The sequence below is a fragment of the Micromonospora phaseoli genome, assembly GCF_900109115.1.
Classification (GTDB): Bacteria; Actinomycetota; Actinomycetes; order Mycobacteriales; family Micromonosporaceae; genus Micromonospora; species Micromonospora phaseoli.
In genome coordinates this window covers 208,224-234,575 of sequence record NZ_FNYV01000006.1, presented here as the reverse complement: position 1 = coordinate 234,575, position 26,352 = coordinate 208,224, and the positions used below count along the sequence as shown (strand labels likewise).

The window sequence follows — 26,352 nt, the reverse complement described above, 5'->3', positions numbered from 1 at the left end:
GGTCAGGGGGTGGGGGCGACGGCGGCCGGGGACGGCACGTCGGTGCCCGGGCGCAGGCGGCGGCTGTGTCGCGCCTGCCGCAGGGCGTCGCCGGTGAAGACGATCAGGGCGAGCCAGACCAGCACGAAACCGGCCAGCCGGGCCGGTGGCATCGGCTCGTGGAAGATCAGCACGCCGCAGCCGAGTTGGAGGATCGGCGCCACGTACTGGAGCATGCCGAGGGCGGTGAGCGGGAGCCGGTTGGCCGCCCCGGCGAAGAGCAGCAGCGGGATGGCGGTCAGCGCGCCGGCGAGCACCAGCAGCGCCGTGTGCCCGGCCGAGACGTGGCCGAACGTGGCGTCACCGGTGGCCGCGAGCCAACCGAGGAAGGCCAGCGCGGGCAGCGCCAGCACCGCCGACTCGACGAACAGGCCCTCCGCCGCGGGCAGGCCCAGACGCTTCTTGACCAGGCTGTACCCGCCGAAGGTGAAAGCCAGGGTGAGCGCGAGATACGGCAGCCGGCCGTAGTCGACGGTGAGCACGGCCACCGCCAGCGCGCCGACGCCGAGCGCGGCCCACTGCGCCGGACGCAGCCGTTCGCGCAGCACCAGCACCCCGAGCAGCACCACCACCAGCGGGTTGATGAAGTAGCCGAGGGCCGTCTCCACCACCCGGTCGGAGTTGACGCCGTAGATGTAGGTGAACCAGTTGACGGCGATCAGCGTGGCGGCGCAGGCGATGCCGGCAAGCGTGCGTGGCCGGCGCAGCAGGGCCCGCAGGAAGCCGATGTTGCGCAGCGCGGCGAGCAGCAGGGCGACGAACGCGACGGACCACACCACGCGGTGGGCGAGGATCTCCAGCGGGCCGGTCGGGCGCAGCAGCTTGAAGTAGAGCGGAAAGAACCCCCACAGCAGGTACGCACCGAGGCCGTAGAGGTATCCGAGGCGGAGCGGCGTCACGCCTCCACCGTAAGGGGCGGATCCACCGGCTGGTCCTTGCTGGTGAGCGGGCTCACGGCCAGGTAACGGCGGTCGAACTCCATCCACCGGTCGGCCCGTACCGGCGAGAAGCCGATTTTCTCGTACACCCCGTGCGCGTCGTTGGTGGCCAGCAGGATCCGGCGTACGCCCAGCCCGCCCAGATGGTCGCGGACCGCCCCGGCCAGCCAGGTGCCCAGCCCGTGGCCCCGCTCGGCCCGGTCGACGTAGACATCGCAGAGATAGGCGAAGGTGGCCCGATCGGTGATCACCCGGGCTACGGCGACCTGCCGGCCGTCCACCGGGTGGTAGACGCCGAATCCGATCGAGCCGGCGAATGCCCGCACCACCGTCTCGCGGTCCCGGCCGAGCGCCCAGTAAGCGTCCGTGCAGAGCCAGGTGTGCACCAGGTCCAGATCGAGCCGGTCCGGATCGGTGCTGATCGTGTAGCCGTCGCTGCGGGTCGTGGAGAACACGCCTGCGACGCTAGTGCGCCCACCTGCCCGGTTCAGTGGCCAATTCCCGCGATATGGCCGGTCACCTCGGGTGGCGCGCGGGCCCCGGGCAGCCACCGATCGAACGGCAACTGCCCGGGTCCACGTGGTGACCCTGCCGGCTGGCAGGTGTCAGTCGCGGTCGAGGATCGCGCCGAGGATCCAGGTGACGATGCCGACGAAGAGCGCGCCCAGCACCGCGGCGGGCCAGAAGCCGTCGACGTCGAAGGGCAGCCCGACCTGGTCTGCGATCCAGCCGGTGAGCAGGAACAGCAGGCCGTTGACCACCAGCGCGATCAGGCCGAGGGTGAGCAGGTAGAAACCGCAGCCGACGGTCTTGATGATCGGCTGGAGCACCGCGTTGACCACACCGAAGATGACCGCGACGAGGATCAGCGTCAGCACCGTCTCGGAGACCGAACTCGACTCAAGAGAGATGCCGGGGATGATCAGTGTGGCCAGCCAGAAGGCCACCGCCGTGGCGCCGACCCGGATCAGTAGACCTTTCAGAAAACCCATGGCGGGCATGGTGCCATGGCCGGCGCGTGGGCGGAACCCGCGAGATCATCCACATCGGTCGCGCACCGGGTGACCGATGAGCTGCGTCTCGATCGGCGTGCCGGCGAGCAGCGCCCAGCGCAGGGCCCGCCGGTTGACCACGGCGACCATGTCGGGCCGGATCCGGGTGAGCCACTGCGCGGAGTCGCCGAGCCCCAGCGCGGTGCCGGCGACCGCCGCCTCGGCCGGGCTCAACGGCTGGAACACGGCCAGGTCGGCGCGGCCCAACGCGTCCGCGTCGGCCGGGATCAGCTCGTCGCGTACCAGCAGGGTGGCCTGCCAGGCGGTGCCCGGCCGCGGACCGGCGGGCGGCGAAGGCGCGTCGTGCACCACGAGCATCGGGGCCAGCGGCGTCGCCGGATGCCCCGGCAGCGGCCGACCCGGCGGCAGCAGGGGGATCGTCCCACCCGGCCTGACCGCGCCCCGGACGAACGACTCCCAGGCGTGTGGGCGGGTCGTCTGGACGACCACCTGGGCGCCGAGTGCCATCGTGCGCAGGGTGATCAACTGCGCGGCGCGTACCCCGCCGACCAGCATCACCCGGGTGCTTTCCGGGCGGAAAAGCCGGACGGTGACGGCGCTGCCGTGCCGGTTGACGCCGAGCATCAGTCCCGCCGAGCCGTACGGCAGGTCCAGGTCCGCGCCGCCGGGTAGCGTCGGCGGCGGGCCGGGCAGGGCCAGCGGCAGGGTGCGGGCAAGCCCGCTCAGGTGTGCGCCGTCGAGCCGCTGTACCGCCCCGCCGGCCGCCGTCACCGTCCGGCGTAGCGCCTGGGCGGCGGCGGAGAGTTCGGCGGCGGAGACCGCGCTGAGCCGTACGGTCAGGCCGGTACCGGCCGGCGGGTCCGTCCCGACGTCGAGCGACACCGTGGTCGCGGTCGCCGGCAGACCCAGCAGTTGAGGTACGAGCTGGGGTGCGGCGTCCGTCGTCGGCCACCGGGACAGCCGGAAGGTGGTCTGCAAAAGCCCGCCCGACCGCACCGCCTGCCAGGACTCCCGCACCCCTCGCCTGTCGAGGTGGGCGAACTCGGCCAGCATCCGCAGGGTCGGCTGCTCGCCCAACGGTCGCACGGCCAGTGGCCGCAGCCGTCGGATGATCCGGTGGACAGTGCCGGCGAGCGTGCGGTGCAGCACCTCCTCCGGCCAGCCCCGGGCCCGCGACACCCGGACGGCCAGCACCGCCCGCTCCCAGCCGGCCAGCCGCCCGTCGGTGAGCTGCCGGTACGAGGTGGCCGCCAGGCCGGCGCCGGAGGCGACCGCCGGTGCCGTTCTACCGGTCAGCAGGAGTTGCAGGCGCACGGGTGGGGACTGGCCGGCGCCCGCCGGCAGCAGCGACGCGGGAGACGGCAGCGGACGCGCACCGTCTCCGAGCAGGTCGGCAGGGTCACCGATCTCCAGCAGCGCCACCAGGCCGGCCGGGTCGTCCAGTACCGCGGCGGGGGCGCCGGCCAGCTCGGCGGGGTGGATGATGAAGCCCGGGTCCACCAGGCCGAGCAGGGCCGCCGGGCCGGCTGTGGGCGTGGTTTTCCGTCGGCGGGCGAGATGGCCCAGGCCGACCGGCAGCCACTCGTGCAGCCAGCGCTGGCGGACCCGGCACCAGGTCAGGGTCAGCAGCATCGCAGCCAGCAGGGTTGCGGCCAGCGTCGCCAGCGGAGATCGGCCCAGCGTGGCGACGAGCCCTGCCAGCGCCACCTGTGTGGTGACGATCTGACCGGTACCCGGCCGGTGCAGCCGCCACCGCCTGCCGCGTCTCCACTGTGGTGTCCCGGGCGGGATCCGGCGTCCGGCTTCCGGCGAGGGCTCGTCCGGCGAGGGCTCGTCGGTCGAGGGCTCGTCCGGCGAGGGCGACTGGATCGGGGTCGGCCGGGCCGGCGTGCCGGTCGTCGCCATCGCGCCTCCTCCGCCGGTCACTCGCCGCGACCCTGATGACGCCCATAGTAGTTACCGTCGAATGTCCGCGTTGTCCACAGGGGAGCGGGATGGGGTAGCACTATTGCGATCGTGTCGCTACTGTCAGCGACGAGTTCTCGTTGGCCCGTCCCGCGTCGCGCTGGTCCTCCGGCGGTGTGGGTGGTGCATTCCAGCGCAAGGGGCCAGCCACGATCGAGGAGACGAGGTGACGTCCGGGGTGTCCCAGACCCAGGCAGAAGCCGCGGTGATGCAGCAGACCGCGGCGAAGTTCGAGCAGACCGACCAGTCGTTGCAGTCGATGCTGAGTGGACTGTTGACCCGCCTGGAGATTCTTCAACAGGCCTGGCGCGGGGCTGGCGGCCGGTCGTTCGAGCAGGTCAAACAGCAGTGGGCGCAGGACCAGGCGAGCCTGCAGCAGGCGCTGCGGGAGACGGCGGGTGCGATCCGCACCGCCGGCACGCACTACGACGCGTCGGACACCGATGCGGCCAGTCGGGTGGCCGCCACCAACCGCGGCGGCATCCAGCTGCCGCTCTAGGCCACGACCGAGGGGGAAGGATCCGATGGAGCACGGTGTACTGGTCGTCAACTTCGCCGCGTTGCAACAGGCCAGCGCGGACATTCAGCGGGCGCTGAACACGCTCGACGCGCAGCTCGGTCAGCTGGAGAGCGACGCGGCACCGCTGGTGGCCAGCTGGTCCGGCGCGGCCCGGCAGGCGTACGAGCAGCGGCAGACCCGATGGCGTACTGTCTCGCAGGACCTCCAGGCGATGCTGCGGGACATCAAGCTCGCGGTCGACGAGTCGGCGTCCGACTACCTCGACACGGAGAAGCGGAACGCTGGCCTCTTCCAGTGACCTCCGTCGCGTGGTGGCGTCGGTCGATCCGGCCGGCGTCACCCCGCGTGCTGCTCGTCCGGATCGGCCGGGCGCCAGCGCCGTCGGGTTCCCCGGGGCAGGACCAGGGCCGCCAGTGCGACTGCGGCCACCACCAGCATGCCGGCGGAGGCCAGCAGCACCGCGCGTCGCCTCGCGGTGGCCCGGCGGTCCTGCTGTGCCAGCAGCGCCGGGCCCGGCCGGTCGTCGGCCAGCGCCGCCACCGGCTCGGAGCGCGCCGGCTGGCCGCCGCCGGCCTCGGTGACGGCCCGGTACGGATTGAGCAACCCCGCGCCGTACCCACCGTCGGGCGCCGGGTCGGTGCTGCCGACGATCCGCCGGGTCACCTCGACCGCGGTCAGGTCGGGGCGGTACTGGCGTAGCAGCGCCGCCGTGGCGGCGACGAAGGGCACGGCGTAACTGGTCCCCTCGGCTAGGTGGTGGCCCTGCCCGGGGGCGGCGATGAGCACGTCCGTGCCAGGCGCGACCAGGTCCACGTGGGCGCCCGTCTGGGAGAAGTCGGCCCGCTGACCGTCCGCGGCGACCGCGCCCACTGCGAGTACCCCGTCGTACGCCGCCGGGTAGGCGCGCGGGTTGCCGCTGCCGTGCAGGTTGCCGGCAGCGGCAACGACGACCACGTCGCGGGCGACCGCGTGGGCCACCGCCGCGCGGACCGCCGGATGGTCGCGGTACAACACGACGGAGAGGTTGAGCACGTCGGCACCGTGGTCCACCGCCCACCGCAGTGCCCGGGCGAAGTCCGTCGGTCTGACCGTGCGCCCCGTCCCGCGACCATCCACGACCTGCTGCTCGCTGACCCTGACCGGCAGGATCCGGGCATTCGGCGCCAACCCGCGGAAGGCGATCCCGTCGTGCGGGGCGGCGGCGATGATGCTCGCCACGCCGGTGCCGTGGCCGACACAGTCGCGGCTGCCGTCACCGCCCGGGTCGAGCAGGTCGGTGCCGGCGAGTACCCGGCCGGCGAGCTGAGGATGCCGCGTGTCCACGCCCGAGTCGATCACCGCCACGGTCACCCCCGCCCCGGTGGCCAGCGGAGCGAGTCGCTCTGGGGCGTACCGCTGCTGGGGCCAGGGGGCGGCGGACACGGGCCCGACCGGGGCCGGCGGCGCGACGCAGGCCGGTGCGGCCGGAGCCGGTGCCGCGAACGCCACCGCCGTCGTCGGAGCGGTCAGCAGGGTGGTCAAACCTGCCAGGAGGGGACGTGTGGGGTACCGGGACATCGACCGCCTCCGTATCGTGTCGGTACCGGAACGGGATGTTATCGCTTCCCGCCGCACCGGGCGTACCACTGTCGGCCTGGCATTGTGATCTTGAAGGCACCTTGTAGGTTGTAAGCGATACCTATGACCTGTGTCCGGGAGGGGGGTGGCCGTGACCGAATGGGAGCCGGCCACCGAGGCCGAGGCGGCGCTACGCGACGCGCTGCTCGGCAATGACCAGCAGCTTTACTTCCGGATCCTGTCCAGCGTCGAGTTGCTGCTGCCGGTCTCCGCACAGGCGGCGGCAGGGCAGGCGCCGGTGGGTTGGGGCACCTGGACCACCGGCGGCCGTACCCACGTGTTGGCGTTCACCTCCGCCGAGGCGATGCGCGTCTGCCTCGGTGAGCACGCCGGCCCGAGTCGACGCACCGGCTACGCGGAGCTGGCCACGGCCTGGCCCGACCACGAGTGGTGGCTGGCGGTCAATCCCGGGTTACCCATCGAGGGCTACCTGCCCGCGTGGTATGTCTCCCAGTTGTCCCGCGGTGACGTCCGGCTACCGGGACGCACCCTGGGCGCCCGCGCCCGGCTGGAACGGGTCGAGGCGCTGAACCGGTCCCGCGAGGCGACCCCGGGCACGCCTGTTCCGCCCGCCCCGGCGGCGGCGAACGGGACGCCGAAACAGCGACCGCCCGGTATCCGTCCGAGCCGACCCACCGCGCCGTCACCGGTTCCGTCGGTCCCCGCGACCATCCATCTTCCCGAGGTGCCCGTGGTGGCGCCGGCCCCGGCCCGCGGAGCGGCCCGGCAGGAGCCCGCCGGATGGGCGCCCGCGCGGCCCGGCCAGGCGACGCCGGACAGTTCACCGAGCGCCGGTGGCGGTCGTCCTGGTGCCGTTGGCGGCGACCGGCGGGGCGGCTTCGGTGGCGGGCCGGAAGGTCCGGGCGCTGCACCCTTACGCCGACCGATGCCGTTCCGCAGCGAGGATCCCGGCCTCTCCGGCCGGGGGCGACCGACGACGTCCGAGCGGCCGGGATCGCCGACCAACGGCCGTCCCGCCGAGACCGGGGCCGAGCAGAGCCCTCCGCGATCCTTCTTCGAACCCGCGGCCGGTCGTCCCAGCCATCGTGGCGACCGCCTGGCCGATCGGGCCGCACCGCCGTCCCGCTTCCGCGGCGGTCAGCCTTTTCCTCGGCGGGGGGCGGCAGGCGATCCGTCGTCCGAGGGAAACTCGCGCGCCTTCGTCTTCGCCGAGGACGACCAATCCGCCAACCGGATCTCGACCGAGGCGAGCGAGGAAGCTACCCAGCCGCTGCCCCCACCCGGTCCAGCCGACCAGGAGACGACCCGGCCGCTTCGGGTGACCACGCCGGCCGGCTGGGCCGCACCCGCCGGCGGTGATCCCACCGCTGGCGGCGGAGAGGCTAACCAGGGGCTACCTCGTCGCCGGCCGACGGACGGCACGGACGAGGAGGAGCTGCCGGTGTCGGTGGCCGAGCCGGTCTCCGGCCCGCCCGCGACGCGTCGCGGTTTCACGCCGATCGTCATCGAGGGCACCATCATCGAGGCCCGTGACCTCATCCCCACCAACGGGGTCCCAGCCATGCCCGCTCCGCGCCCGCACCGGCCCACCGGCGACGATGCGCCGGAGGTGACGGCGCGCATCCCGACGGCCGGATCCGAGCCGACGGTGCCCGGGCCCACGCTGGGATCCGAGCCGACGGTCCCGATCGCGAGTGCGCCGCCCGAGCCGACGGTCCCGATCGTGACTGCGCCGCCCGAGCCGACGGTCCCAATCGTGACTGCGCCGCCCGAGCCGACCGTCCCGGTCCACACGGTGATTGCGGAGCCGGAGGTCGGTGCGGAGCCGGGGTACGCGTCGGCGGCCCCGGCTGCCGCCCCGGTGCATGCGTCGCCGGCCGCGCCGTCGCCCGCCGCAGCGTCGTCTGCCGCGCCGGCCCCTGCCGCGCCGGCCCCTGCCGCGCCGTCGCCCGCCGCGCCGGTCCCGGCCGCGCCTCCGGCGATCGTGCCGTCGGCGATCGCCGCGCCGGCCACGGGAGCCGTTCCACCGGCCGGCGGCGCACCCTCCGCCGCACCCGATCCGGCCGCCCCGGCCACCGCTGATCCGCCCTTCCAACCCGCCAACGAGGTCGAGGAGGACCTGCTCGGTGCCGCGGGTGCTGGCAGCACCGACACGTTCCTGTCCACCTTGCTGCTGGCCCGGGTCCTGATGCCGGTCGCGGCCGATTCCGCCCCGGGTAGTCGGCCCGGCGATCCGGGGTTCGTCTGGCCGGCCGTCGAGCTCGACGGCCAGACCTTCGTGGTGGCCTACACCTCGCCGCAGCGCCTGGCCGACCACACCGACCCGACCGCCGAGACGGTTCAGGTCCGCTTCGTGCAGCTGATCCGCCGGTGGCCCGACACCTCGTGGTCGTTCGCGGTGAACCCCGGCACACCCGTCGGGGCGAAGCTGCCCGGCGAGCAGATCATCGGACTGGCCACCTGGGCGGCTGAACTCGGCCTCGGCGACGACTCCGAGGGCGAGCCCGAGCCGGCTGGCACGGCGTCCGCGCCGGCCAGCGGTCCACGGTCGGCGGCGCCGCCGGCCGACCCGGCGCGCCCGATCGTGATGCAGAAGGCGATCGCCCCCAGTCAGCTCGGTTACTACCTGGAACGGGGCTACGACCGGGTCTCCGGGTTCGTGCACCGGGCCAGCGAGCTGGCACACCTCACCACGCCGACCGCGCTCTACCAGGCGCTCGGTCTGAGTCACCCGGAGTCGCCCTTCGCGCCGGACGCCGAGCAGATCTACGTGCTCAGGTGGCCGGCGTACCGGCCGAGCCTCTACCGCATCCCGTACGGCGGCCAGAACGAGGCCGCCATGCGGGCGATGGAAGGCTGGGTCATCGAACGCCCACCGTTCCGTGGCAACGGCTTCGCCCCAGGCGAGAGCAGCGACGTGCTGGCCGAGTTCAAGGTGGACAGCGTCCGGCTGCCGCACGGCGCGCAGCTGCTGCGCATCGACGCCGAGGGCGCCGAAGTGCTGGTCGCCGTCCTCGACGCCGACACGTACTCCTGGCAGCAGGTCGGTGAGCGGTGATGCGGGACGGCTATGTGGCCCGTTGGCGTGGCCGGGAGTACCCGGCCAGCCCGGACGGCGGGGAGATCCGGCTCTACCAGCAGGAGGCGGCTGAGGGCTTCGCGGAGGTGCGTCCCGGCCGGCACGTCCGAGTCGTTCCGGCCGCCGAGGTGGAGGAGTTGGCGTACGTGCGGACGACCTGCACCTGGAAGGGGCAGCCGTTCATAGTGCTGGCCGAGCACGACGGGTGGCTGCGGGTCGAGTACACCGGCGGACGCTGGCCGGTCGCCCAGGCGATGCGGCTGGAAGCCTTCGACTTCGGCGTCTACCAGGGGTGGGCACCCGTCGGTGAGGTCACCGACGTGCGTGAGAAGCGGGTCTGAGACCAGCGGCGTCGGCTCAGGACTTCGCCCAGCGGAGAATCTCGCCCAGCACCAGTTCCGGTGTCTCCAGGTGCGGGAAGTGTCCGACCTCGTCGAGCAGCCGCCATTCGTACAGGGCGCTGACGTAGCGCCCCGAACCCTGGGCGGTACGCGGTAGCGAGGCCACGTCGAGCGCGCCGTGCAGTTGCAGGGTGGGAGTGACCAGCGGGCGCTGCATCAGCTTGACGAACCGGTAGCCGTGTAGCCGCAGCACCGACCGGAACGCCCAGCGGTAGCCTTCCAGCGCGCAGAACGCCGCCTGCGGGATGCGCATGGCCTCCCGGTAGCGCCGCGCGTAGCCGGCGAACTCCGGTCCGGTGACCCAGCGGTCGCCGCCCCACCGGCGCAGGATCTCGTCCACGGCCCGCCCCTCGTCGCGGGTCAGCAGGTGCTCGTAGCGGGGAAGCTGGAACTTCAGCGCGGGAGTCGACGCGGCGAACTGGCCGCGCGGATCGGCGAAGAGGGCGGCGCGCAGCCGCAGTGGGTGTGGTGCGCCGAGCACCACCAGCCGGCGGACCAGGGCCGGGTGGAAGGACGCCACCGTCCAGGCGATCATCCCGCCGGCACCGGCGCCGACCACGGTCGCCGAGCGTTCGCCCAGGGCGCGGATCAGCCCGGCGACGTCGGCGGCCAGCGTGTAGCCGTCGTACCCCCGGGGTGGCTTGTCGCTGGCGCCGTAGCCACGCAGATCCATGGCGACGGCGCGGAACCCGGCGTCGGCGACGGCGGGCAGCATCTGGTGCCAGGCCCACCAGTGCTCGGGGAAGCCGTGCAGGAAGAGCACCATCGGGCCGGTGCCCGCCTCGACGACGTGGAACCGGCTGCCGTTGGCACCGACGAACCGGTGCGTCCACGGTCCTTCCGTGAGGACGCAGGACTCGTCGACGGCGTCGCCACGCTGCTCGGTCATGACCGACAGCCTAGGACCCCGACGCCGGTCGCTCGGCTCGACGGGGCTCGGCAGCGGTCAGCCGACCGGGCTGATCTTGAGGATGCTGACCGGGATTCCGGGACCACAGTCCACGTCGGCGGTCGCTGGCCCGGTGGTGACCCGCACCCAGCTGCCGGTGGCGAAGGTGCCGTGGTCGGCTCCGTGCAACGCGTACTCCCGGCCGTCGTCAGTGACCAGGGTGTAGCACGGACCGTCACCGCCGCGACTGAGCCGGCCCGCCAGCACGTTGGACTTGCGCAGCTCGGTCGGCTGGCTCGGTGGTGCCGTCGGGGTGCCGATCAGGGGCGGTTCGGTGGGGGAGAGCGTCTCGTTGGTACGCCCGTCCGGCGGCTGGCCGGTGGGGCTCTGCTCGGCGGTCACGGTGTCTGCGCTGCGGTCGCCGCACCCGGCCAGCACCAGCAGCGCGGTGAGAAGGGCCGCCGGCACGCGGACGCGGACGGTGGTGGGCATGACGGTACGACGCGACCACCGTCGGGCCGGTTCCCGGCCGGGGCAGTGCGATGCCCCTCGGGCGAAGTGATGCCCCGGGCAGCTGGCCTGCCCGGGGCATCAACCCTTTTGCTCAGCGGTTCAGGAGAAACGGACCTTGGTGTATATGCCGTCCTGCTCCAGCACCTTGATCTTGGTACCGGTGGCCGGAAGCTTGACGCCGTGGTTCGGCAGCTCCGGGAACCAGTACTGCCTGGTGTCGTCGAACAGTGGCTGCGCGGCCTGCCCGCGGATGTACTGCGGCTGGCTGTTGAGGTGCAGCGTGAACGAGTCCGCCTTCTTCAGGCTGAACGGCGCGTCGTAGACCTGGATCCGGGCCCGCCAGGGCTGCCCGGTCAGGTTGTAGATCGGCCGCGGGTGGGCGTCGATGATCAGGTTCCGGCCCTCGCCCGGGTGCGCGAACGTGTCGTTGTCCGCCCACCGGGTGTTCCAGTACGAGATCAACAGGCCCTCCTGGTACGCGTAGTGGTCCACGTAGTCAGGTTTGGTGTTGGCGTACCCGAAGAAGTACGGGCCGGTCTTCAGGTACTTGTCGTACGAGATGTGCTGTCGGGTGCCCGCGATGTAGTAGTTCGCGAAGCTCCGGGTGTAGCTCTCCTCGACCACCTCGAACCCGCCGGCCAGCGCCCAGTCGGCCGGGTCGGACTCGGCACCGTCGGTGAAGACGGTCTCGCCGTCAGCGGTCAGGGTGACCGCGTCGCCGAAGAACCCGCCCTCGGAGACACCACCGTCGGTCTGGTAGCGCAGCCGGAACGCGACATCGCCGCCGGCCACCGAGTCCAGTGGGATCTCGATGTCCACCCACTCGTCCTCGGAGCTGCCGTCCAGCGCGAACCGGCCCGGGGAGATCTCCTTCAACGGTCGGCCGTCGACGCTGCCGGGCTGCGACGCCCAGGTCTGTCCACCGTCGACCGAGGTCTCGAAGAAGAGGTAGTCGTAGTCCGCCTCGATGCTGTAGCGGCCCTTCAACGACAGGTCGGCCGAGGACTTCCCGGTCAGGTCGAACGCCCGGGTCATGGTGCTGTTCAGGTCGTCGGCGTTGCCCGAGAAGAACTGCCTGTCACCCTCGAAGGGTGCGCCGTTGTCGAAGGTGTACTCCCGCTCGGGCAGCACCACCACGGCGGCCTGGGCCTCCTTGGTGTTGTACTCCTGTGGACCGAGGGTCATGGTCCGCTTCTGCCCGGCCACGATCACCTCGTAGTCGAGCCAGCCGAGCTGGAGCTTGTTCCAGGCGCCGAGGTCGCCGCCGCGCTCGCCGATGCCGCCGTCGTTCTTGGCGCCGAGCCGGCTCTGGGCCATCAGGGTCCAGTGTTCGTTGTTGTTGTCACCGCCGCTGATGACGTTGTAGTCGTCCGGCAGGCCGAGATCGTGGGCGTACTCATGGTAGAAGACGCTCCGGCCGCCGTTCTCCGGCTGGATGGTGTAGTCACCGATCCAGATGCCGGTGCTGCCGATCTGGGTACCGCCGGCCGGGAAGTTCGGCGGGCCGGTGCGCCCCTGGTCGGAGGCGTACGCGTACCAGCGGTGGCTCCAGATCGCGTCCTCGCCGTAGATCGGGTCGCCGTCGGCCATGTCGCCACCGGCGTGCACGATCTGGAAGTGGTCGATGTAGCCGTCCGGCTCGTTGAAGTCGCCGTCACCGTCGTGGTCGTACCGGTCCCACTGGTCCATCGCCCGCACGTCGGCGGCGATCTCCTCGTCGCTGCGGCCCGCCGCCTGCTGCGCGGTCACCCACTGGTTGGCCGCGTCGCGCACCAGCGCCCAGACGTTGGAGCAGACGATCCCGTCGCACGGGTAGCCGCTGGAGCGGCCGTATCGGGCCTGGTTGTAGTCGACCTTCACCCAGTCGGTGACCACGCCGTCGACGCTGTACCGCCCCGAGGATTGGGCCTCGTAGTACTGCTTCACCGACTCGTCGCCGGGCCCGGTGCCGAAGTAGAGCTTCCGGTAGTGGTCGGCGTCGTAGTCCGGCTGCCAGACGGTGGAGTTGTCCACCGACCGGTTCGGCTCGGGGATCTCGTTGTGCATCGGCCCGTCGAACCGGACCGGGCCGGCGACTTCCGGGTCGGTGTCCTGGTCGGGGTAGTCCGGGTGCCGCTGGTCGCCGAACTCGGCGAGGATCACGAAGATCCGATCGGTCTTCTCCCGGGACAACTCGACGTACTGCTTCTCGGTGGGTCCCTTGCCGCCCTTGGTGGTCTTGGCGTTGCGACCGGCCTTACCGCCACGGGTGGCCCGCTCGCCGACCTCGACCACCATGCTGCCGTTGATCCGCTCCGCCTCGGCGCGGCCCGAGAGCACCTCGCTGAGGCCCTCCTGACGCAGGGCGCGGCGCTTGGCTTCCAGCGGGTTCGGCAGGTCGTGTTCGGCGTGGGCGGGCTCCGCGCTCGACGACGCTGCTGCCGGCGTTTCCGGCTGCGGCGCGGCGGTGGCGGATCCGCCGACCGTCAGTCCTGTCGCGGTCAACGAGAGCCCGAGCAGACCCACTGCGACTTTCCGCACGTGGTACCTCCGGATTGAGGGAACCGGCCCGTCGGGGGTTGTGGGCCGGTGAAAACGGCCGCCATGAATGGGGCCATTGGTGAATTTAGGCACTGCTGGGGCTGGTGGGAAGGGTTGGACGTGGATTTGTTTCAGGTAGTTGTTGGGAGAGGTCTTCACTGTCACACCGGGCCGCCGAGGCGCCGCCGGATACGACGATGGGTGGCGGTCCACGCCGGACCACCACCCATCAGGTCGTACGCCTTGCGTCAGTCCTCGTCGGAGCGGCCCCCACCCATGCCGGAGGCGATCTGCGCCATCACGGACGAGTCCTGCAACGTCGTCACGTCACCCAGCGAGCGGTTCTCCGCCACGTCCCGCAGCAGCCGGCGCATGATCTTGCCGGATCGGGTCTTCGGCAACTCCGGCACCAACATGATCTGCCGGGGCTTGGCGATCGGACCGAGCGTCTTCGCCACGTGGTTGCGCAGGTCGGCGATGAGTTGTTCGCCCGCCGCACCGGAGATGTCGGTGCTGCCGCGGGGAATGGCGAACGCGACGATCGCCTGACCGGTGGTGGGGTCGGTGGCACCGACCACCGCCGCCTCCGCCACCGACGGGTGCGAGACCAGCGCCGACTCCACCTCGGTGGTCGAGATGTTGTGCCCCGACACCAGCATCACGTCGTCGACGCGACCCAGCAGCCAGACGTGCCCGTCGTCGTCCTTCTTCGCGCCGTCACCGGCAAAGTAGATCCACGGATCGCCGGAGCCACCGCTCGCGCCGGCTCCGAACCGGGACCAGTACGTCTCGATGAACCGGTTGTCGTCGCCCCAGATGGTGCGCAGCATCGACGGCCACGGCTCGCGCAGCACGAGGTAACCGCCGCCGCCGTTCGGCACCGCCTGCCCCTGGTCGTCCACCACGTCGGCGACGATGCCCGGCAGTGGGGTCATCGCCGAGCCCGGCTTGGCGGCGGTCACCCCCGGCAGCGGCGAGATCATCATGCTGCCGGTCTCCGTCTGCCACCAGGTGTCCACGATCGGCAACTCGCCCCGCCCGACGTACTGCCGGTACCACATCCACGCCTCGGGGTTGATCGGCTCACCGACGCTGCCGAGCAGCCGCAACGTCGACAGGTCGTAGCCGGCCGGGATGTCCTCGCCCCACTTCATCATGGTGCGGATCAACGTCGGTGCGGTGTAGAGGATCGTGACGCCGTACTTGTCGACGATCTCCCAGAACCGGCCCTTGTGCGGCGTGTCCGGCGTGCCCTCGTACATCACCTGGCTGACGCCGTTGGAGAGCGGGCCGTACACGATGTAGGAGTGGCCGGTCACCCAGCCGATGTCCGCCGTGCACCAGTAGACGTCGCTCTCCGGCTTCAGGTCGAAGACCGCGTGCGAGGTGTACGACGTCTGGGTCAGATAGCCGCCGGTGGTGTGCAGGATGCCCTTCGGACGGGCGGTGGTGCCGCTGGTGTACAGGATGAACAGCGGATGCTCGGCGTCGAACGGCTGCGCCTGGTGCTCGGCGGACGCCTGCTCCACCGTCTCGTGCCACCAGTGGTCCTTCTCCGACCAGGCGACTTCCTCACCGGTCCGCCGCACCACCAGGACGTGCTCGACCGACGGGCAGTTCGCCACCGCATCGTCCACGGTCGGCTTCAGCGCGGACGGCTTGCCCCGCCGGTAGCCGCCATCGGCGGTGATCACCACCTTGGCCGTGGCGTCCTGGATCCGGTTGGTCAGCGACTCGGCGGAGAAGCCACCGAAGACCACGCTGTGCGTGGCGCCGATCCGGGCGCAGGCCAGCATGGCGACCGCCGCCTCCGGGACCATCGGTAGATAGATCGCCACCCGGTCACCGGCGACCACGCCCAGGTCGGTGAGCGCGTTCGCCGCCTGGCAGGTCATCCGGTGCAGGTCGGCGTAGGTGATGGTGCGGGTGTCGCCCGGCTCGCCCTCCCAGTGGATCGCCACCCGGTCACCCCGGCCGGCCTCGACGTGCCGATCGAGACAGTTGTACGCCACGTTCAACTGCCCGCCGACGAACCACTTCGCGAACGGAGGCGTGGACCAGTCCAACACCTGATCCCACTGCTTGGCCCAGCTCAGCCGCCCGGCCTGGCGCTCCCAGAAGGCCAGCCGGTCAGCCTGCGCCTCGGCGTACGCGTCGGCGGTGACGTTGGCGTGCGCGGCGAGTTCAGCCGGCGGCGGGAACTGGCGAGTCTCGTTCAGCAGATTGGCCAACGCCTCGCTCATGCCAGCACCCCGCTTCGCTCCGTGCCAGCATGAGGCGCCAGTGCGCTGCATTGATGATTCGCTCGCTGCCGCTCGCTCATGCGGTGACTCCTCGTCGCTCCGGTGACCTGCGTCTCCCCGGCAGGTTAGTCCGGCTGGCCAGCCTCGGCGACCGATCCCCTCCGCCCCCGTCGCCAAACGGCCCCTCCCACGCGCCGAGGTGCAAGGAAGGGCCCCTTGTTAACGCCTCCGGTAGAGCAAGGGCCCCCTGTTAACACTGCAGGTCGGTGGTGCGCGTCGCGTTGCCGGCCACTCCCGCCCGGTCCGGCCGACCCGGTCGCTAGCGTGACGGGGTGACCGCAGACCCGCTCGCGCCGCTACTCGAACTCGCCGACATCGCCGAAGCCGTCGAGCGCGCCCGTACCCGATTCGACCAGGCGCTCGGTCACCGCGCGCTGCGCCGCCACGGCGGCCCCGTGGTGGCCGAGGTGAGCCTGCGCTCCGCGGTGGCCAGCGCCGCGCTCGAAGGCCGCGTCCACGAGCAGGAGGCCGTCCGCGCCGGCACCGTCACCGAACCGGTGCTCCAGGGGGCGCTGCGGGTGGCCGGGGCGCTACCCGGGCTCAGCGAGCTCTGGCCGAAGGCTCCCCGACAGGCGCTGGCGAAACTCCACGTGCTCGCCGCCCGTGACGTCGTCACCGAGGCCGAACTCGGCCGCCCGATCGACGACCCGGTGGTCGCCGCCCGGCTGGACGGACTGGCCGGGCTGGTGGCCGGCGGCACCAGGGTCACCCCGCTGGTGCTGGCCGCCGTCGTACACGGGGAACTGCTGAACCTGCGTCCGTTCGCCGGCCCCTCCGGAGTGGTCGCCCGCGGCGCGGCCCGCCTGGTGCTGCTCTCCACCGGGTTCGACCCGCGCGGTCTGCTCGCCGTCGACGTCGGTCACCGCGAACGCGAGCCGGAGTACGTGGGTGCGGCCGGCGCCTTCGCCACCGGCACACCGGACGGCCTGCGATCCTGGCTGCGCCACTACACCGCTGCGGTCGAGGCGGGCGCCGACCAGCTCATCGCGGTCGGTGACGAGGTGCTGGCGAGCACCTGACCTGCGGCGATCAGGCCGGGGAGGAGCTGGCGCGGGTACGGCGGTGCCGGCCGTACCAGGCGATGCCGATCGCCACCCCGACACCCACGCCGAGCGCGGCCGCGGCGACCGGCACGGCGGGCCGCTCCCGCAGCCGCCGGCCCAACGGGATCGGATGCCGGAACTCCAGCACCGGCCAGGCGTTCTCGACGGCCAGCCGGCGCAGCTGCCGGTCCGGATTGACCACCGTCGGGTGACCCACGCATTCGAGCAACGGCCGATCGCTGTACGAGTCGGAGTAGGCGTACGAGTCGGCGAGGTCGTACCCACGCTCGGTGGCGAGTTCGCTGACCCCCTCCACCTTGCTCGGGCCCGCCGCGTAGAACTCGACCTCGCCGCTGTACCGGCCGTCGACCACGCCCATCCGGGTCGCGATCACGTCGGTGACCCCGAGCAGCGCGCCGATCGGACGCACCATCTCCTCACCGGACGCAGAGACCAGCACCACGTCGCGGCCGGCGGCCTGGTGCTCCTCGATGAGGGCGGCCGCCTCGGCGTACACGTAGGGATTGATCAGCTCGTGCAGCGTCTCCGCGACGATCTGGCGGACTTGCTCCACCGGCCACCCCTTGCAGAGGGTGGCAAGGTAGTCGCGGGTCCGGGCCATGGTCTGCTCGTCGGTGCCGCCCAGCCGGAACATCAGCTGGGCGTACGCAGACTTGACCACGTCACGCCGGGTGATCAGGCCGTCCCGGTAGAACGGCCTGCCGAACGCCAGGGCGCTCGACTTGGCGATGACGGTCTTGTCCAGATCGAAGAAAGCGGCACTTCGGCCCACGGCGCGAAAGTCTAGCCCGATGGTCTATGGTCGGCGGGTGCCTGGGTGCCGAAGAGCGCTCGGACCAGCGGGTCGACCACCACCACGCCTGCGAACAGTGACTGCGGTCACACTCTGCGGACATGATTTCGCAGGGAGTGGAGGTTACACCACTCGACGTACACAGGTCCGCTCAGGCAGACTTGCTTACAGGACGAGTATTCACGACTCGTACAACTGGCAGACCCTCGGCGGTTGCACCCCCCGTGACCGCTGAGTGGGTTCGGCTCGACCCCCCCGGAGCCGAACCTCCGACGACCCCCGTCTCCCCCCGACGGGGGTCGTCCCTTTCCCAGGTAAGCGCTCTACCGCAGGTTGTTGGCCCGTCTCCCGGCTCAGCCGGGCTGGGCGACGGGCGGAGAGTCAGCGAATCGTCAGCGAACGTCAGCCGGACCCGGTCGGCGTAGTCCTCGGGCGTGTGCGTGTACCGGTCCAGCGTCGTCGACGCCTTCTCGTGGCCCACCACCCGCCGCACGATGTTGACCGGCACCCCGTCCGTCACCAGCCACGTGATGTACGAGTGCCGCAGGTCGTGGAACCGCAGCCCACCGAACGCCGATGCCGCCGCGTGCGCGACCGCCGCCGCCTCCATCGCGAACTCGGCCCGATGCGCCCGGCCGTCCCGGTCCGGCCACACCGCCAGCCACCGGCCCGATGCCACCTGGGCGACCCGTCCGAGCAAGCCGGCCCGCACCAGCGACGGCAGCCACACCCGCCGCCGGAAGTTCGACCGCCGCTGAGGCCCACCGTCCCGGTCGGCGAAGACCAGCGCCCGGCCATCCGGCGATGCGCCGGTTCCGCGCCGCCGACGCAGCTCGTCAATAAGGAACGGCGGCATCGGCACCGCCCTTATGCCGGCCCGACTCTTCGGGTACGCCCGCAGCACGATTCCGCCGTGGGTCTCCACCGCCACCTGGGCGACGTGGAGAAGACCCCTGTCGAGGTCGACCGCCTCCCACGGCAGGCCCGCGCACTCACCCCAGCGCAGCCCCGCCCCAGCGGCGGCGCAGACGATCCCCCGGTATTCGGTCGGGACGGCGGGCAGCAACCGGCGGAGGAACGCCTCCCGGCTGATCGTGCCGGCGCGTGCCTCCCGCGCCCGGTTGCGCGGCACCCGCACCCCTTCGCACGGGTTCACCGCGATCAGCCGCGCCCGGATCGCCGTCTGCATGATCATCGACAGCAGCCCAAGGTGCTTCGCCGTCGTCGAGGGTGCCAAAGTTCGGCCAAGGTTGGTAACCCACTCCTGCACCGCCAGGTAGTCGATCTTTGCCAAGGGCCAGTCCGCCCACTGCGGCAGCAGGTGAGCCCGCAGCATGGAATCCGTCCGCTCGGCTGTGCGAGCCTCCACCGACCGCCCGGCCAGCCACCGCGTCACGAACTCATCGAATCGCATCTTGCCCGCGTGCGGGTCGACGTACGTGCCCTTGTTCAGGGCACCTTCGACCTCGGCGAGGTAGGCGTTCGCCTCCTTCTTCGTACGGAAAGTCTTGGCCTTCTGCCGGTCCGCCGAGTCCCGCCAGTTCGCCCGGTACGTGCCCGCCGGAGTCCTGACCACAAAGCCCACGGTCACCAGCTCCTACACGGCGCGTCGGTCCCGGTGGCAGCGAGGTCGCCGGCACCGTCAAGCCAGGCGTGGAAACGGCTACGTGGGACGACCCAGCGCCGCCCCAGGCGCTCGGCGGGAATCTGCCCGGACCGAACCAGGGTGTAGGCCGAGCTGACCGACAGGGACAACATCACGGCGACTTCCTTGACCGTGTAGACGGCCCGGACCGGTCGAGGTGAATTGTCATCGGGGGTGACTTCGCCACCCCGGGGCCTGGCCTGCCGGGGCGCGAACGGCACGACGATGGACAAGATTTCCTCCCAGGGGTTCAGGCCGCGAGGGCGGCGGGTTGATCGGTTGCCGAAACGGTGGCGGCTGTTCGTTGTCGTGCGGTGTCGAGGTCGGTGCGCCACCGAATGCGGGCGGAGATGGCGCGGAGGAGGCGGTGTTCCAGGGGTGGCACGTCGGGGTCTTCGGGTCGGGCGAGTTCGAACCGGTAGCGGTTCGGTCCGTCTACTTCGTCGGCGGCCTGGTGGTGTTCCTCGGTGTCGGCCATGCCGCCGGCCACGATGGCGCGGACCCAGGCCCGGTTGTCGGCGCGGTGGTCGGCGAGGGTTTTGCCGGACCATTGGCGGGAGACGAGGACGCGGCGGCCGGTGAAGCCGAGGGTGGAGCGTTGGTGGACCTTCCCGGTGCACCGTCCGGGCGTCAAGCCGGCCTTGACGCCGTCGGGCTGGACGCCGTACAGCAGCCAGTTGGCGCAGGTCGGTGAGCACGGCAGTACCGACAGTTCCGCGTGCAGCCGGTCGAAGTGCGCCTGCTGCGCGTCGGAGCGTGGCCATCAATGCCGACCACTGGGGCTACGGCTACGCCACCGACGCAGCTCGCGTGATCATCGACTACGGCTTTCGGGAGCTGAAGCTCCATCGCATCACCGCAGCCATCGGCCCCGACAACGCCGCGTCCATCGCCGTCGTCAAACGACTCGGCATGCAGTACGAAGGCCGACTCCGCGACCACGTCTACACCAACGGTGCCTGGCGCGACTCGCTGCTCTATTCGATCCTCGCTCCGGAGTGGACTGCCGCCCCTGGCTGACCGCCCGTCAGTTCAGTGCCACCACGCCCGAACCGGCTCCGATCAAGCCGCCGGTACGATCGCCGCCATGCGCGACGCCGATACGCCGCCGCAGGAACCCGCCGACCGCCCCCACACCCCAAGACTCACACCTCGCGAGCGAGCAGCCCTCACCCGAGCTGCCGCAGCCGAGGTGTACGAACGCGTGCAAGAGTGGCGGAGCGCGCCCGGTTGGCAGGACACCCCCATCAACGCTCATCGACATCAGGCGACCGTGAGCGCAATCGCCGCCCTTACTGCGTTGCCCGAGCCTACGACAGCGGATGAACTGGCAGGACTCCTCGATACCGTCCGCCCCCTACTCCTTGAGTGGCGACCGAGCCGACCAGGTCCCGAACAGCAAATCTTCGTTGCGGTCGAGCGGCTTCAACAAATCTGCCAATGAGCGGGCGGCGCGCAGAGCTTCTGATCCGGGGCTTCGATGTTGAGGACGACGACCAGGGCGTGCCTCTGGCGGGGCGCTCAGGCGCTCTGGGATGGTTGGCGCCATCCCGACAACCTCCGTCCGGGCAGGCCCCAGCCACTCCACAGTGTGCGGACGAAGGCCGACGGGATGGCTAAGCTGGCGAGAAGGGTATCGGCTGCAGCTTAGAGGTCCGTACCCCTTATCGAGGCCTAGGGATCCTGGCCCCAGAGCTGGACCGCAGGTCGGTAAAGAACGTTCGAAGGTCCTTTCCCCACGGCGAGTTCTTTACGTTCTTGCATGCTATTGCCCTAATAACGCCGCCTAGGTGTTCTGCATCCGTTGCCGCCTTCTGACAAGATCCGGCACGTCGCCTTAAAGCTACCCCGGCGACCGCTAGGAAGTCTCGACCGCGATAGTAGGGAGAGGACCGACGTGGACATAACGGCACATAAGGTAGCGGAACCGAGCCGTTCGCGACAGAGATAAGCTCTGCCATCGATGGAGGGCTAATGCTTTCGCCGCGCAAAGCGGCACAATAACTGTCAAGGTTGAATTCGAGTGTCTTTAGGGAGACTTTGTCGGCAACGTTTACTTTGTCGAAGGCCAAGCCCCAACGTTTCGCCGCATTGGCCGCCCGAAGGCGAGCGATAGGCTCAACAACCATATGTATGAGGCGGGAAATTGCTTCTGGGCCGCCATTGTCCCTGACCTTTTGCTCGCTGCCCAATTCGTAAATCATTAGATCGAACGCGTCTGTCTTGGAGGCCATCGCTTCAAGGTCAGCGTTCTCATATGCGAACACTGGGAAGCCGCTCAACTCCCGGCTCCTGACTTCGTCGTCAAAATCACGATCGACAACGCAGGCCGCATCCGGTATCCGCCATGCGGAGAGTTGTTCGGTCACATTAATAGCACTGCTGCGGGTGCCGGTGGGGAATATGACGTACTCGTCGTCAAACCCTGCGCGCAGGAATCGGGAGTCCGCTGGTCCCTCGACAACGATAACTGGCCGGCTATCTGCTTGCCTATGCTGCCTGATGCGATCCGCTACCCGGTCGTATGCCTTAATTGACGTAATCACTGGTCACCTGCCTGCGCTGAGTTCTTGGACCAGATCCCAGCGCCCATTGATTATGCCACTTGAGTGAGTAGCAAGGATAATTTGCAAGTCCGCAATATTGGCTACATCAGTGATGTCGTCGAGAAACGCGTGCTTCCAGGCCGCGTGGAGGGAGATCTCTGGTTCGTCGATTAGCACAACCGAGCCAGGTTGAGCGGAAAAGAGCAGCATTGTAAATAGCGCGAGGATGTGTTGTTCGCCGGACGAGAGTAACGTGACAGAGATGGTTGACTGATCGTCGTCCGCAACGAAGACGAGTGCTCCGGTCTTGTCTAGTCGCAGCTTTTTGCCGATAAACTTGTCGTTGACAATTCTTTGCAAGGCCTTGAGTTTGTCATTCACGGGAAGAAGTGGCTCTAGCTTACGCTGCCAGTCATCGATGAAGATCGAGAGTACTCGGGTCTCAGTGGAGTCGACTGCGCTCGATGGGAACTGTACGTCCACCAGGGTCTGCGATAAGCCGCTGCTGTATAGCTCTGCGCTTCGCTCGGCAATGTCCTCGTATCGGCGCTTGAGATCTTCTTCCCGGATCAGTCTCGACTTCTTTGATCGCGTAAGCACCCGCTTAGCGAAGGTCTGGTCCGTCTCCTGAGTGACGGCCAAAGAGGTTCGCCTAGCGTCGGCAACCTGAAGTTTAACTTGTTCTATGTACTCATCAATGCGGGGTCTAGTTGGGGGCGACCCGTCAGATCCGCTCTTCGCTTGTGGCGTGTCCAAGCGCTTTGTATCGATGAAAATTGGGTTGCGGCTTTCGATTAACTCGCCAAGCCAACCGTTATCGGTCAAGATCTCATCGCTGAACAAAATTGTCTGATTGTCATTCGATGCTCGGCGATGTGCCCGTCGCCTGCGCATTGCCATTATGTAATCGTCTATGTCGCGAGCGGTAAGAACCTGCCCGCTGCGTCGATCTAGAAACATTCCGTCGCCGCGAGGTGCGAAGCGGTCTAGCCCGCCCTCGATGTGGAAATCGGTCGAAAATTCGGCGACGCCCAGTTTCCCGCCCCGCGGTCCGTAACCCTCCATCACAATACGGGACTCGCGCGGATGATCTCCAGTGACTCGTCGAACGATCAGAGATCGACCATCTGCGAACTTCAACTGCGCGTTATGGAACGGCATCCGGGTTAGGGTGACCGTCTGCAGGCCAAGAATGGCGTGTATAAGTCTAAGGATGTGTGTCTTGCCTACACCGTTTGGTCCGGCAATAATGGTCACCCGGCCATCATTGGAGAAGTCAATTTCATGGGTGAGGGCGCTATCAAACAGCCCTCCGACCACAAATTTGCGGATTTGCCGCATGTTCCCTCCGTGTAAGTATGATGCCCAGGTGCTTGCTGCAGGTTTCGTGCACGGAACTGCCGACTCTAGCTAGGGTTTAGCGGCCCGAGTTGGATCTGTCGAGTGCCTGACGCACGGTTGCCTTGGTGCCTTTAATCGTGTAGTGGGGCGCGACTGCGGGTAGTTCGACCGTGTTCGGGCGGACGATCCATTCGAGTCCAAGGTGTATCGGGCTCAAACCCCTCGCTGGCCGACGTGGTAGCAGGGACGGCGGGGAGTGGGTCGACCTGTAGCAGCTGTCCGGCAGTACAGCAGCGAGGTGCAGCAACCGACGGAACCCATGAGACTGCTACGACGCCGATCCCGCTGGTGTGCAGCAGTGCGGGCCTCACCGGACCACCTTGCCGAGTTCTGGGGGTCAAGCGGTCGCCCTGGGACGAAGATCACTGGGCACAGATCCGGCACAACCGGGATCGATAAGCCGTGTCAAACGTCGAGAGGCATTGGCGACGGTTGCGCAGGTCAGTTTGCCAGTTCGCCCGATAGAGAATGATCTATCGAAGCCGAGGTGTATGAGGTTCAAATCCCTGAATCATCGGTCGCCGCGCTGTTCGTGCAAGGCGATGAGCGCGGCTTCGACTCGTAGTCCCACACCCGTCAGCATGAGCAGGCCAGCCAGGACGTACCCGCCGGTTTGAGGGTTTTCCGGACTGACCATGAGTAGAGCGATCAGCAGACCGGCTCCAAGCGCTACGTTGCCGCCGACTCGGGTTGATCCGCTACGGGTGTACCGGAGATTCATGTCGCTCACCATAGCGAGGGGGGCCGAGCCCCAAGGTCGCCCCGATCTCGCAGCCTCGGGGGTTAGTCCCTGCTCGACGTGACCAAATCAAGATCATGCCCTTCTCAGGCCGTCTAAGGAGAGCCAGCATGGACCATCGTTGACCATCCATGTCAGGTCTAGTAGCAGTTCGGAAGCCCGGTCGCCCGGTTTGGTCGCCTACGACCCTGGGCTAGATCAATACCGCTGGAAGTGGCCTCCTGTCGGATCATCGACGAACAGACAATCTCCACGGCAGGTTCACGCTTGAGTACTCTTCGCGTCCATGGCGTCACGCGGCAAGTCGAAGCTGTGGCAGTACTGGGGCTACGGCGTCCTAGCAGTACTCCTACTGTCTCTTGGTAGCACTGCGTTCGGGCCGGCTGTCTACGCGGTGCTCCTCGGCCTTCTGCTTCTCTTCGTCCTCTTCCAGGCACCGGTGTACAGCGGGGCGATCAACCGCAGGCGCGGCAGCGTGGTCGAGTTCTGCCGCAACAACTCGTTCGGCCTGTTCCTGGGCTGCCACCTACGGCAGCACGAGTGGCAGAAGCTGGGAAGCGACTGGTGGTCTCTCAGTTGGCGCGAGAAAACCCAGGGACTCTGGAGCGGCGGCCAAGCGAAGCTGGCTACCCTCAGCTTCGCTGTCGGCACCGTGGTGAGCGTCGCGGGCCTCTTCAAGTAGTCGGTCGACTCGCGGCCAACCAGACTGTGCCACGAGTTCTCCTGGGAGCAGCTGCACCAGTTCTAGGGAGACATCAGACGATGGATCGCCAAGATCGTCGGGCACAACTGGCGCCGGCACGGGCTGTCAACCACTGTCAGGTGTCGGAAGAGCCCCGCCCAAGCTCAACCAGCCGATCCGTCTGGTTGAAGGCGACCGGCGCCGAGCGAGAGGGGTTCAGGGTTCAAGTCTCGCCAAGAAGCTCGGGTCTCATGTCTAGTCCCCATCTAGTTCCACCACTGCCGAAACGCTCTCTTCTGGATCAAGCGCGCTCCGCGCGGCGCGGGCCGGGCGCGGTAACCGGCTCCTGACGGAGCCGCCGCCCCGCCCGCCTTCGGCGGCGGGGCGGTAAGTCAGCCGGCCCGAGAGCCACGCCCGCCCCGCGCGTCACCCGTGGTTCCGTGAAGGGAACCGGTGACGAGTCTCGGAGGTCGACCGGGACCAGGACGACAACGTCCTACCTCACGTCGCTCAATCAGCCTCACGACAGGAAAGCGCGGACCGGTCAACGGCCGGGCCGGACGAGTTGCCGAACGGAATCACGTCGACCGCTCGCGGGTCCGAGGTGGGGAAGAGGTGAGGGTGGAGAGGGGCGGTGGGTGGGGCGGGGGTTGGGGTCAGAGATTGTGCCTCCGGCGGGGGCCAGACGACTCCAGGATGGAGTTGCCGAACGGTTGCGGCCGTGGGTGGTAGTGGTTGGGGGATGCCATCCCGTCCACCGCCGACCCAGGCAAGCCGAGCAGACCCTGGCCCTGGCCCGCTCCACGGTGTGTGGGTCGGCGGCAGACGGGATGACATCTCGTTCCGGACGGCAGTTTGGGGCCGAGCTTCCTCACGAGGAGGCTGGCTGATCGCGACATGCGCGCCGACCCCGGTAAGCCCTTTGCCGGCAGGAGTCGGAGCAGTAGCGACGGGGTCGCCCGTTCGGAGTGCGTCCGAACTCATCACCGCAGACTTCGCATGAGCCATGACGTTTGTTGTAAATCCGATCGAAGTACTCAAGCTCCTCCATGTCTCGGTCTCTGACGTATGGCTCCAGCAGATCGCTGTACCGCTCAAGCACGGCCTGCCAGGTTCCTCGCCTCAACGCCGATTGCACGATGTCAGCCACGTCGTCGTGGCCCTGCATCTTCCACATCGCCCGCTGCTCGATCTGCCTCACACGCTCGCGGGTCACGCTGTAGCGCTTCCCCAACTCATCGAGAGTCTGGTACCCCCAGAACCGCAGGAGCAGGACGTTGCGCTCATGAACAGTCAGCTGCTCCAGAGCATTAATGAAGTCCTCAGGGCTGCGAAGCGCACGATCTGCCGTGGTATCACGGTGGACGCGAGCACGCTTCACAACATGCCTCCGGTGGACTGATCGGCACCGGGCGGAGTCGATGATCCGTGGCTGGTGGGCGGCAGCTGAGGCGTGGCCGAATTGCTGGGACCGTTCGGCAGGGCCCGTGCCACCGAAGCCAGTTGCCCCAGCCAAGGCACCAACCCAACGATACGGGCGAGCGCAAGCAGAACCTCCGGAACATCCTGGGCGCGGGCCTTCTTGAAGGCGAACCGGGCCACCCCGAGAACCAAGACGACGAGGGCGGCGAGGGTAGCGGTCCATGCCAGGAGGAACAGGAGGCCGAGGTTGAAGAAGTCGGGGTGGATGCTCAACGGCGGTCCCTTTCGTGAACGATGAAGGC

23 protein-coding genes are annotated in these 26,352 nt (G+C 69.1%); 7 read left to right on the top strand and 16 right to left on the bottom strand.

The features are described from left to right. Positions 1 to 2 precede the first annotated feature (2 nt). The 4 genes from rarD to eccE form a co-directional block, all read right to left on the bottom strand. Entirely contained in the window at positions 3 to 938 is a 936-nt protein-coding gene (gene rarD, locus BMY89_RS17395; RefSeq protein WP_092381042.1) for an EamA family transporter RarD, read from the bottom strand. Further along, the gene (locus tag BMY89_RS17390) at positions 935 to 1,432 is read right to left on the bottom strand and encodes a GNAT family N-acetyltransferase (protein ID WP_092381041.1); all 498 of its coding nucleotides are present in this window, start codon (positions 1,430 to 1,432) and stop codon (positions 935 to 937) included. Before BMY89_RS17390 ends, rarD begins: the two co-directional genes overlap by 4 nt. 150 nt (positions 1,433 to 1,582) lie before the next feature. After that, entirely contained in the window at positions 1,583 to 1,969 is a 387-nt protein-coding gene (locus BMY89_RS17385; RefSeq protein WP_092381040.1) for a phage holin family protein, read from the bottom strand. Positions 1,970 to 2,014: 45 nt separating this feature from the next. Then, the gene (gene eccE, locus BMY89_RS17380; protein WP_092381039.1) at positions 2,015 to 3,895 is read right to left on the bottom strand and encodes a type VII secretion protein EccE; all 1,881 of its coding nucleotides are present in this window, start codon (positions 3,893 to 3,895) and stop codon (positions 2,015 to 2,017) included. A gap of 238 nt (positions 3,896 to 4,133) precedes the next feature. Between eccE and BMY89_RS17375 the strand changes: the two genes are divergently transcribed. Then, complete coding sequence (locus BMY89_RS17375; protein WP_092381038.1) at positions 4,134 to 4,454, top strand: WXG100 family type VII secretion target; 321 nt, start codon at positions 4,134 to 4,136, stop codon at positions 4,452 to 4,454. A gap of 25 nt (positions 4,455 to 4,479) precedes the next feature. Then, entirely contained in the window at positions 4,480 to 4,773 is a 294-nt protein-coding gene (locus tag BMY89_RS17370) for a WXG100 family type VII secretion target (RefSeq protein WP_092381037.1), read from the top strand. Between the two features lie 38 nt (positions 4,774 to 4,811). Here BMY89_RS17370 and mycP read toward each other — a convergent pair whose 3' ends face one another. Beyond that, positions 4,812 to 6,032, bottom strand: a complete 1,221-nt coding sequence (gene mycP / locus BMY89_RS17365; protein WP_092381036.1) for a type VII secretion-associated serine protease mycosin — start codon at positions 6,030 to 6,032, stop codon at positions 4,812 to 4,814. Positions 6,033 to 6,183: 151 nt separating this feature from the next. Between mycP and BMY89_RS17355 the strand changes: the two genes are divergently transcribed. Next, positions 6,184 to 9,111, top strand: coding sequence for an SseB family protein (locus BMY89_RS17355; RefSeq protein ID WP_232521395.1), 2,928 nt, complete (start codon positions 6,184 to 6,186; stop codon positions 9,109 to 9,111). Further along, a complete protein-coding gene (locus BMY89_RS17350; protein ID WP_092381035.1) occupies positions 9,108 to 9,473 on the top strand; it encodes a hypothetical protein in 366 nt (121 codons plus the stop codon). Before BMY89_RS17355 ends, BMY89_RS17350 begins: the two co-directional genes overlap by 4 nt. Positions 9,474 to 9,489: 16 nt before the next feature. Here the strand turns inward: BMY89_RS17350 and BMY89_RS17345 are convergent, their stop codons facing one another. The 4 genes from BMY89_RS17345 to acs all read right to left on the bottom strand — a co-directional run bounded on the left by BMY89_RS17345 (position 9,490) and on the right by acs (position 15,698). Next, positions 9,490 to 10,422 (bottom strand): alpha/beta fold hydrolase, encoded by a 933-nt coding sequence (locus BMY89_RS17345; RefSeq protein WP_092381034.1) that lies wholly within the window; start codon positions 10,420 to 10,422, stop codon positions 9,490 to 9,492. A 57-nt stretch (positions 10,423 to 10,479) separates the two neighbouring features. Beyond that, a complete protein-coding gene (locus BMY89_RS17340; protein ID WP_092381033.1) occupies positions 10,480 to 10,914 on the bottom strand; it encodes a DUF5818 domain-containing protein in 435 nt (144 codons plus the stop codon). A 120-nt stretch (positions 10,915 to 11,034) separates the two neighbouring features. Next, positions 11,035 to 13,440: an immune inhibitor A domain-containing protein gene (locus tag BMY89_RS17335; protein WP_092381032.1), complete on the bottom strand. Its 2,406-nt coding sequence runs from the start codon at positions 13,438 to 13,440 to the stop codon at positions 11,035 to 11,037. Between the two features lie 263 nt (positions 13,441 to 13,703). After that, positions 13,704 to 15,698 carry an acetate--CoA ligase gene (acs, locus tag BMY89_RS17330; RefSeq protein WP_092381031.1) on the bottom strand — a complete coding sequence of 665 codons (1,995 nt, stop codon included), beginning with the start codon at positions 15,696 to 15,698 and terminating at the stop codon, positions 13,704 to 13,706. Between the two features lie 332 nt (positions 15,699 to 16,030). Here acs and BMY89_RS17325 point away from each other — a divergent pair, with 332 nt between their 5' ends. Further along, on the top strand, positions 16,031 to 16,777 hold the full coding sequence (locus BMY89_RS17325; protein WP_092381030.1) for a Fic family protein: 747 nt from the start codon (positions 16,031 to 16,033) through the stop codon (positions 16,775 to 16,777). Between the two features lie 10 nt (positions 16,778 to 16,787). Here BMY89_RS17325 and BMY89_RS17320 read toward each other — a convergent pair whose 3' ends face one another. The 4 genes from BMY89_RS17320 to BMY89_RS17300 all read right to left on the bottom strand — a co-directional run bounded on the left by BMY89_RS17320 (position 16,788) and on the right by BMY89_RS17300 (position 19,963). Then, the gene (locus BMY89_RS17320) at positions 16,788 to 17,594 is read right to left on the bottom strand and encodes an HAD family hydrolase (protein WP_092381029.1); all 807 of its coding nucleotides are present in this window, start codon (positions 17,592 to 17,594) and stop codon (positions 16,788 to 16,790) included. Positions 17,595 to 17,766: 172 nt separating this feature from the next. Beyond that, positions 17,767 to 19,206: a site-specific integrase gene (locus tag BMY89_RS30960; RefSeq protein ID WP_232521394.1), complete on the bottom strand. Its 1,440-nt coding sequence runs from the start codon at positions 19,204 to 19,206 to the stop codon at positions 17,767 to 17,769. After that, entirely contained in the window at positions 19,203 to 19,493 is a 291-nt protein-coding gene (locus BMY89_RS17305; RefSeq protein WP_232521393.1) for a helix-turn-helix domain-containing protein, read from the bottom strand. Before BMY89_RS17305 ends, BMY89_RS30960 begins: the two co-directional genes overlap by 4 nt. 17 nt (positions 19,494 to 19,510) lie before the next feature. Then, positions 19,511 to 19,963 carry a replication initiator gene (locus tag BMY89_RS17300; protein ID WP_408631993.1) on the bottom strand — a complete coding sequence of 151 codons (453 nt, stop codon included), beginning with the start codon at positions 19,961 to 19,963 and terminating at the stop codon, positions 19,511 to 19,513. 53 nt (positions 19,964 to 20,016) lie between these two features. Between BMY89_RS17300 and BMY89_RS17295 the strand changes: the two genes are divergently transcribed. Further along, positions 20,017 to 20,280, top strand: coding sequence for a GNAT family N-acetyltransferase (locus BMY89_RS17295; protein WP_332455100.1), 264 nt, complete (start codon positions 20,017 to 20,019; stop codon positions 20,278 to 20,280). 1,529 nt (positions 20,281 to 21,809) lie between these two features. Here BMY89_RS17295 and BMY89_RS17290 read toward each other — a convergent pair. After that, positions 21,810 to 23,147, bottom strand: a complete 1,338-nt coding sequence (locus BMY89_RS17290; protein ID WP_092381028.1) for an AAA family ATPase — start codon at positions 23,145 to 23,147, stop codon at positions 21,810 to 21,812. A gap of 1,085 nt (positions 23,148 to 24,232) precedes the next feature. Between BMY89_RS17290 and BMY89_RS17285 the strand changes: the two genes are divergently transcribed. Further along, positions 24,233 to 24,628 carry a hypothetical protein gene (locus tag BMY89_RS17285; protein WP_092381027.1) on the top strand — a complete coding sequence of 132 codons (396 nt, stop codon included), beginning with the start codon at positions 24,233 to 24,235 and terminating at the stop codon, positions 24,626 to 24,628. A gap of 871 nt (positions 24,629 to 25,499) precedes the next feature. Here the strand turns inward: BMY89_RS17285 and BMY89_RS31545 are convergent. Both BMY89_RS31545 and BMY89_RS30435 read right to left on the bottom strand, forming a co-directional pair. Then, positions 25,500 to 26,009: a sigma factor-like helix-turn-helix DNA-binding protein gene (locus BMY89_RS31545; protein ID WP_170147700.1), complete on the bottom strand. Its 510-nt coding sequence runs from the start codon at positions 26,007 to 26,009 to the stop codon at positions 25,500 to 25,502. Next, positions 26,006 to 26,323: a hypothetical protein gene (locus BMY89_RS30435; protein WP_170147701.1), complete on the bottom strand. Its 318-nt coding sequence runs from the start codon at positions 26,321 to 26,323 to the stop codon at positions 26,006 to 26,008. Before BMY89_RS30435 ends, BMY89_RS31545 begins: the two co-directional genes overlap by 4 nt. Between the last annotated feature and the right edge of the window lie 29 nt (positions 26,324 to 26,352).

What these genes read in the sequence shown, in the direction of transcription:
- acs (WP_092381031.1), bottom strand. Translation starts at nt 15,698, where the DNA reads ATGAGCGAGGCGTTGGCCAATCTGCTGAACGAGACTCGCCAGTTCCCG.
- BMY89_RS17370 (WP_092381037.1), top strand. Translation starts at nt 4,480, where the DNA reads ATGGAGCACGGTGTACTGGTCGTCAACTTCGCCGCGTTGCAACAGGCC.
- BMY89_RS17340 (WP_092381033.1), bottom strand. Translation starts at nt 10,914, where the DNA reads ATGCCCACCACCGTCCGCGTCCGCGTGCCGGCGGCCCTTCTCACCGCG.
- BMY89_RS17385 (WP_092381040.1), bottom strand. Translation starts at nt 1,969, where the DNA reads ATGGGTTTTCTGAAAGGTCTACTGATCCGGGTCGGCGCCACGGCGGTG.
- BMY89_RS17345 (WP_092381034.1), bottom strand. Translation starts at nt 10,422, where the DNA reads ATGACCGAGCAGCGTGGCGACGCCGTCGACGAGTCCTGCGTCCTCACG.
- BMY89_RS17290 (WP_092381028.1), bottom strand. Translation starts at nt 23,147, where the DNA reads ATGCGGCAAATCCGCAAATTTGTGGTCGGAGGGCTGTTTGATAGCGCC.
- BMY89_RS17285 (WP_092381027.1), top strand. Translation starts at nt 24,233, where the DNA reads ATGGCGTCACGCGGCAAGTCGAAGCTGTGGCAGTACTGGGGCTACGGC.
- eccE (WP_092381039.1), bottom strand. Translation starts at nt 3,895, where the DNA reads ATGGCGACGACCGGCACGCCGGCCCGGCCGACCCCGATCCAGTCGCCC.
- mycP (WP_092381036.1), bottom strand. Translation starts at nt 6,032, where the DNA reads ATGTCCCGGTACCCCACACGTCCCCTCCTGGCAGGTTTGACCACCCTG.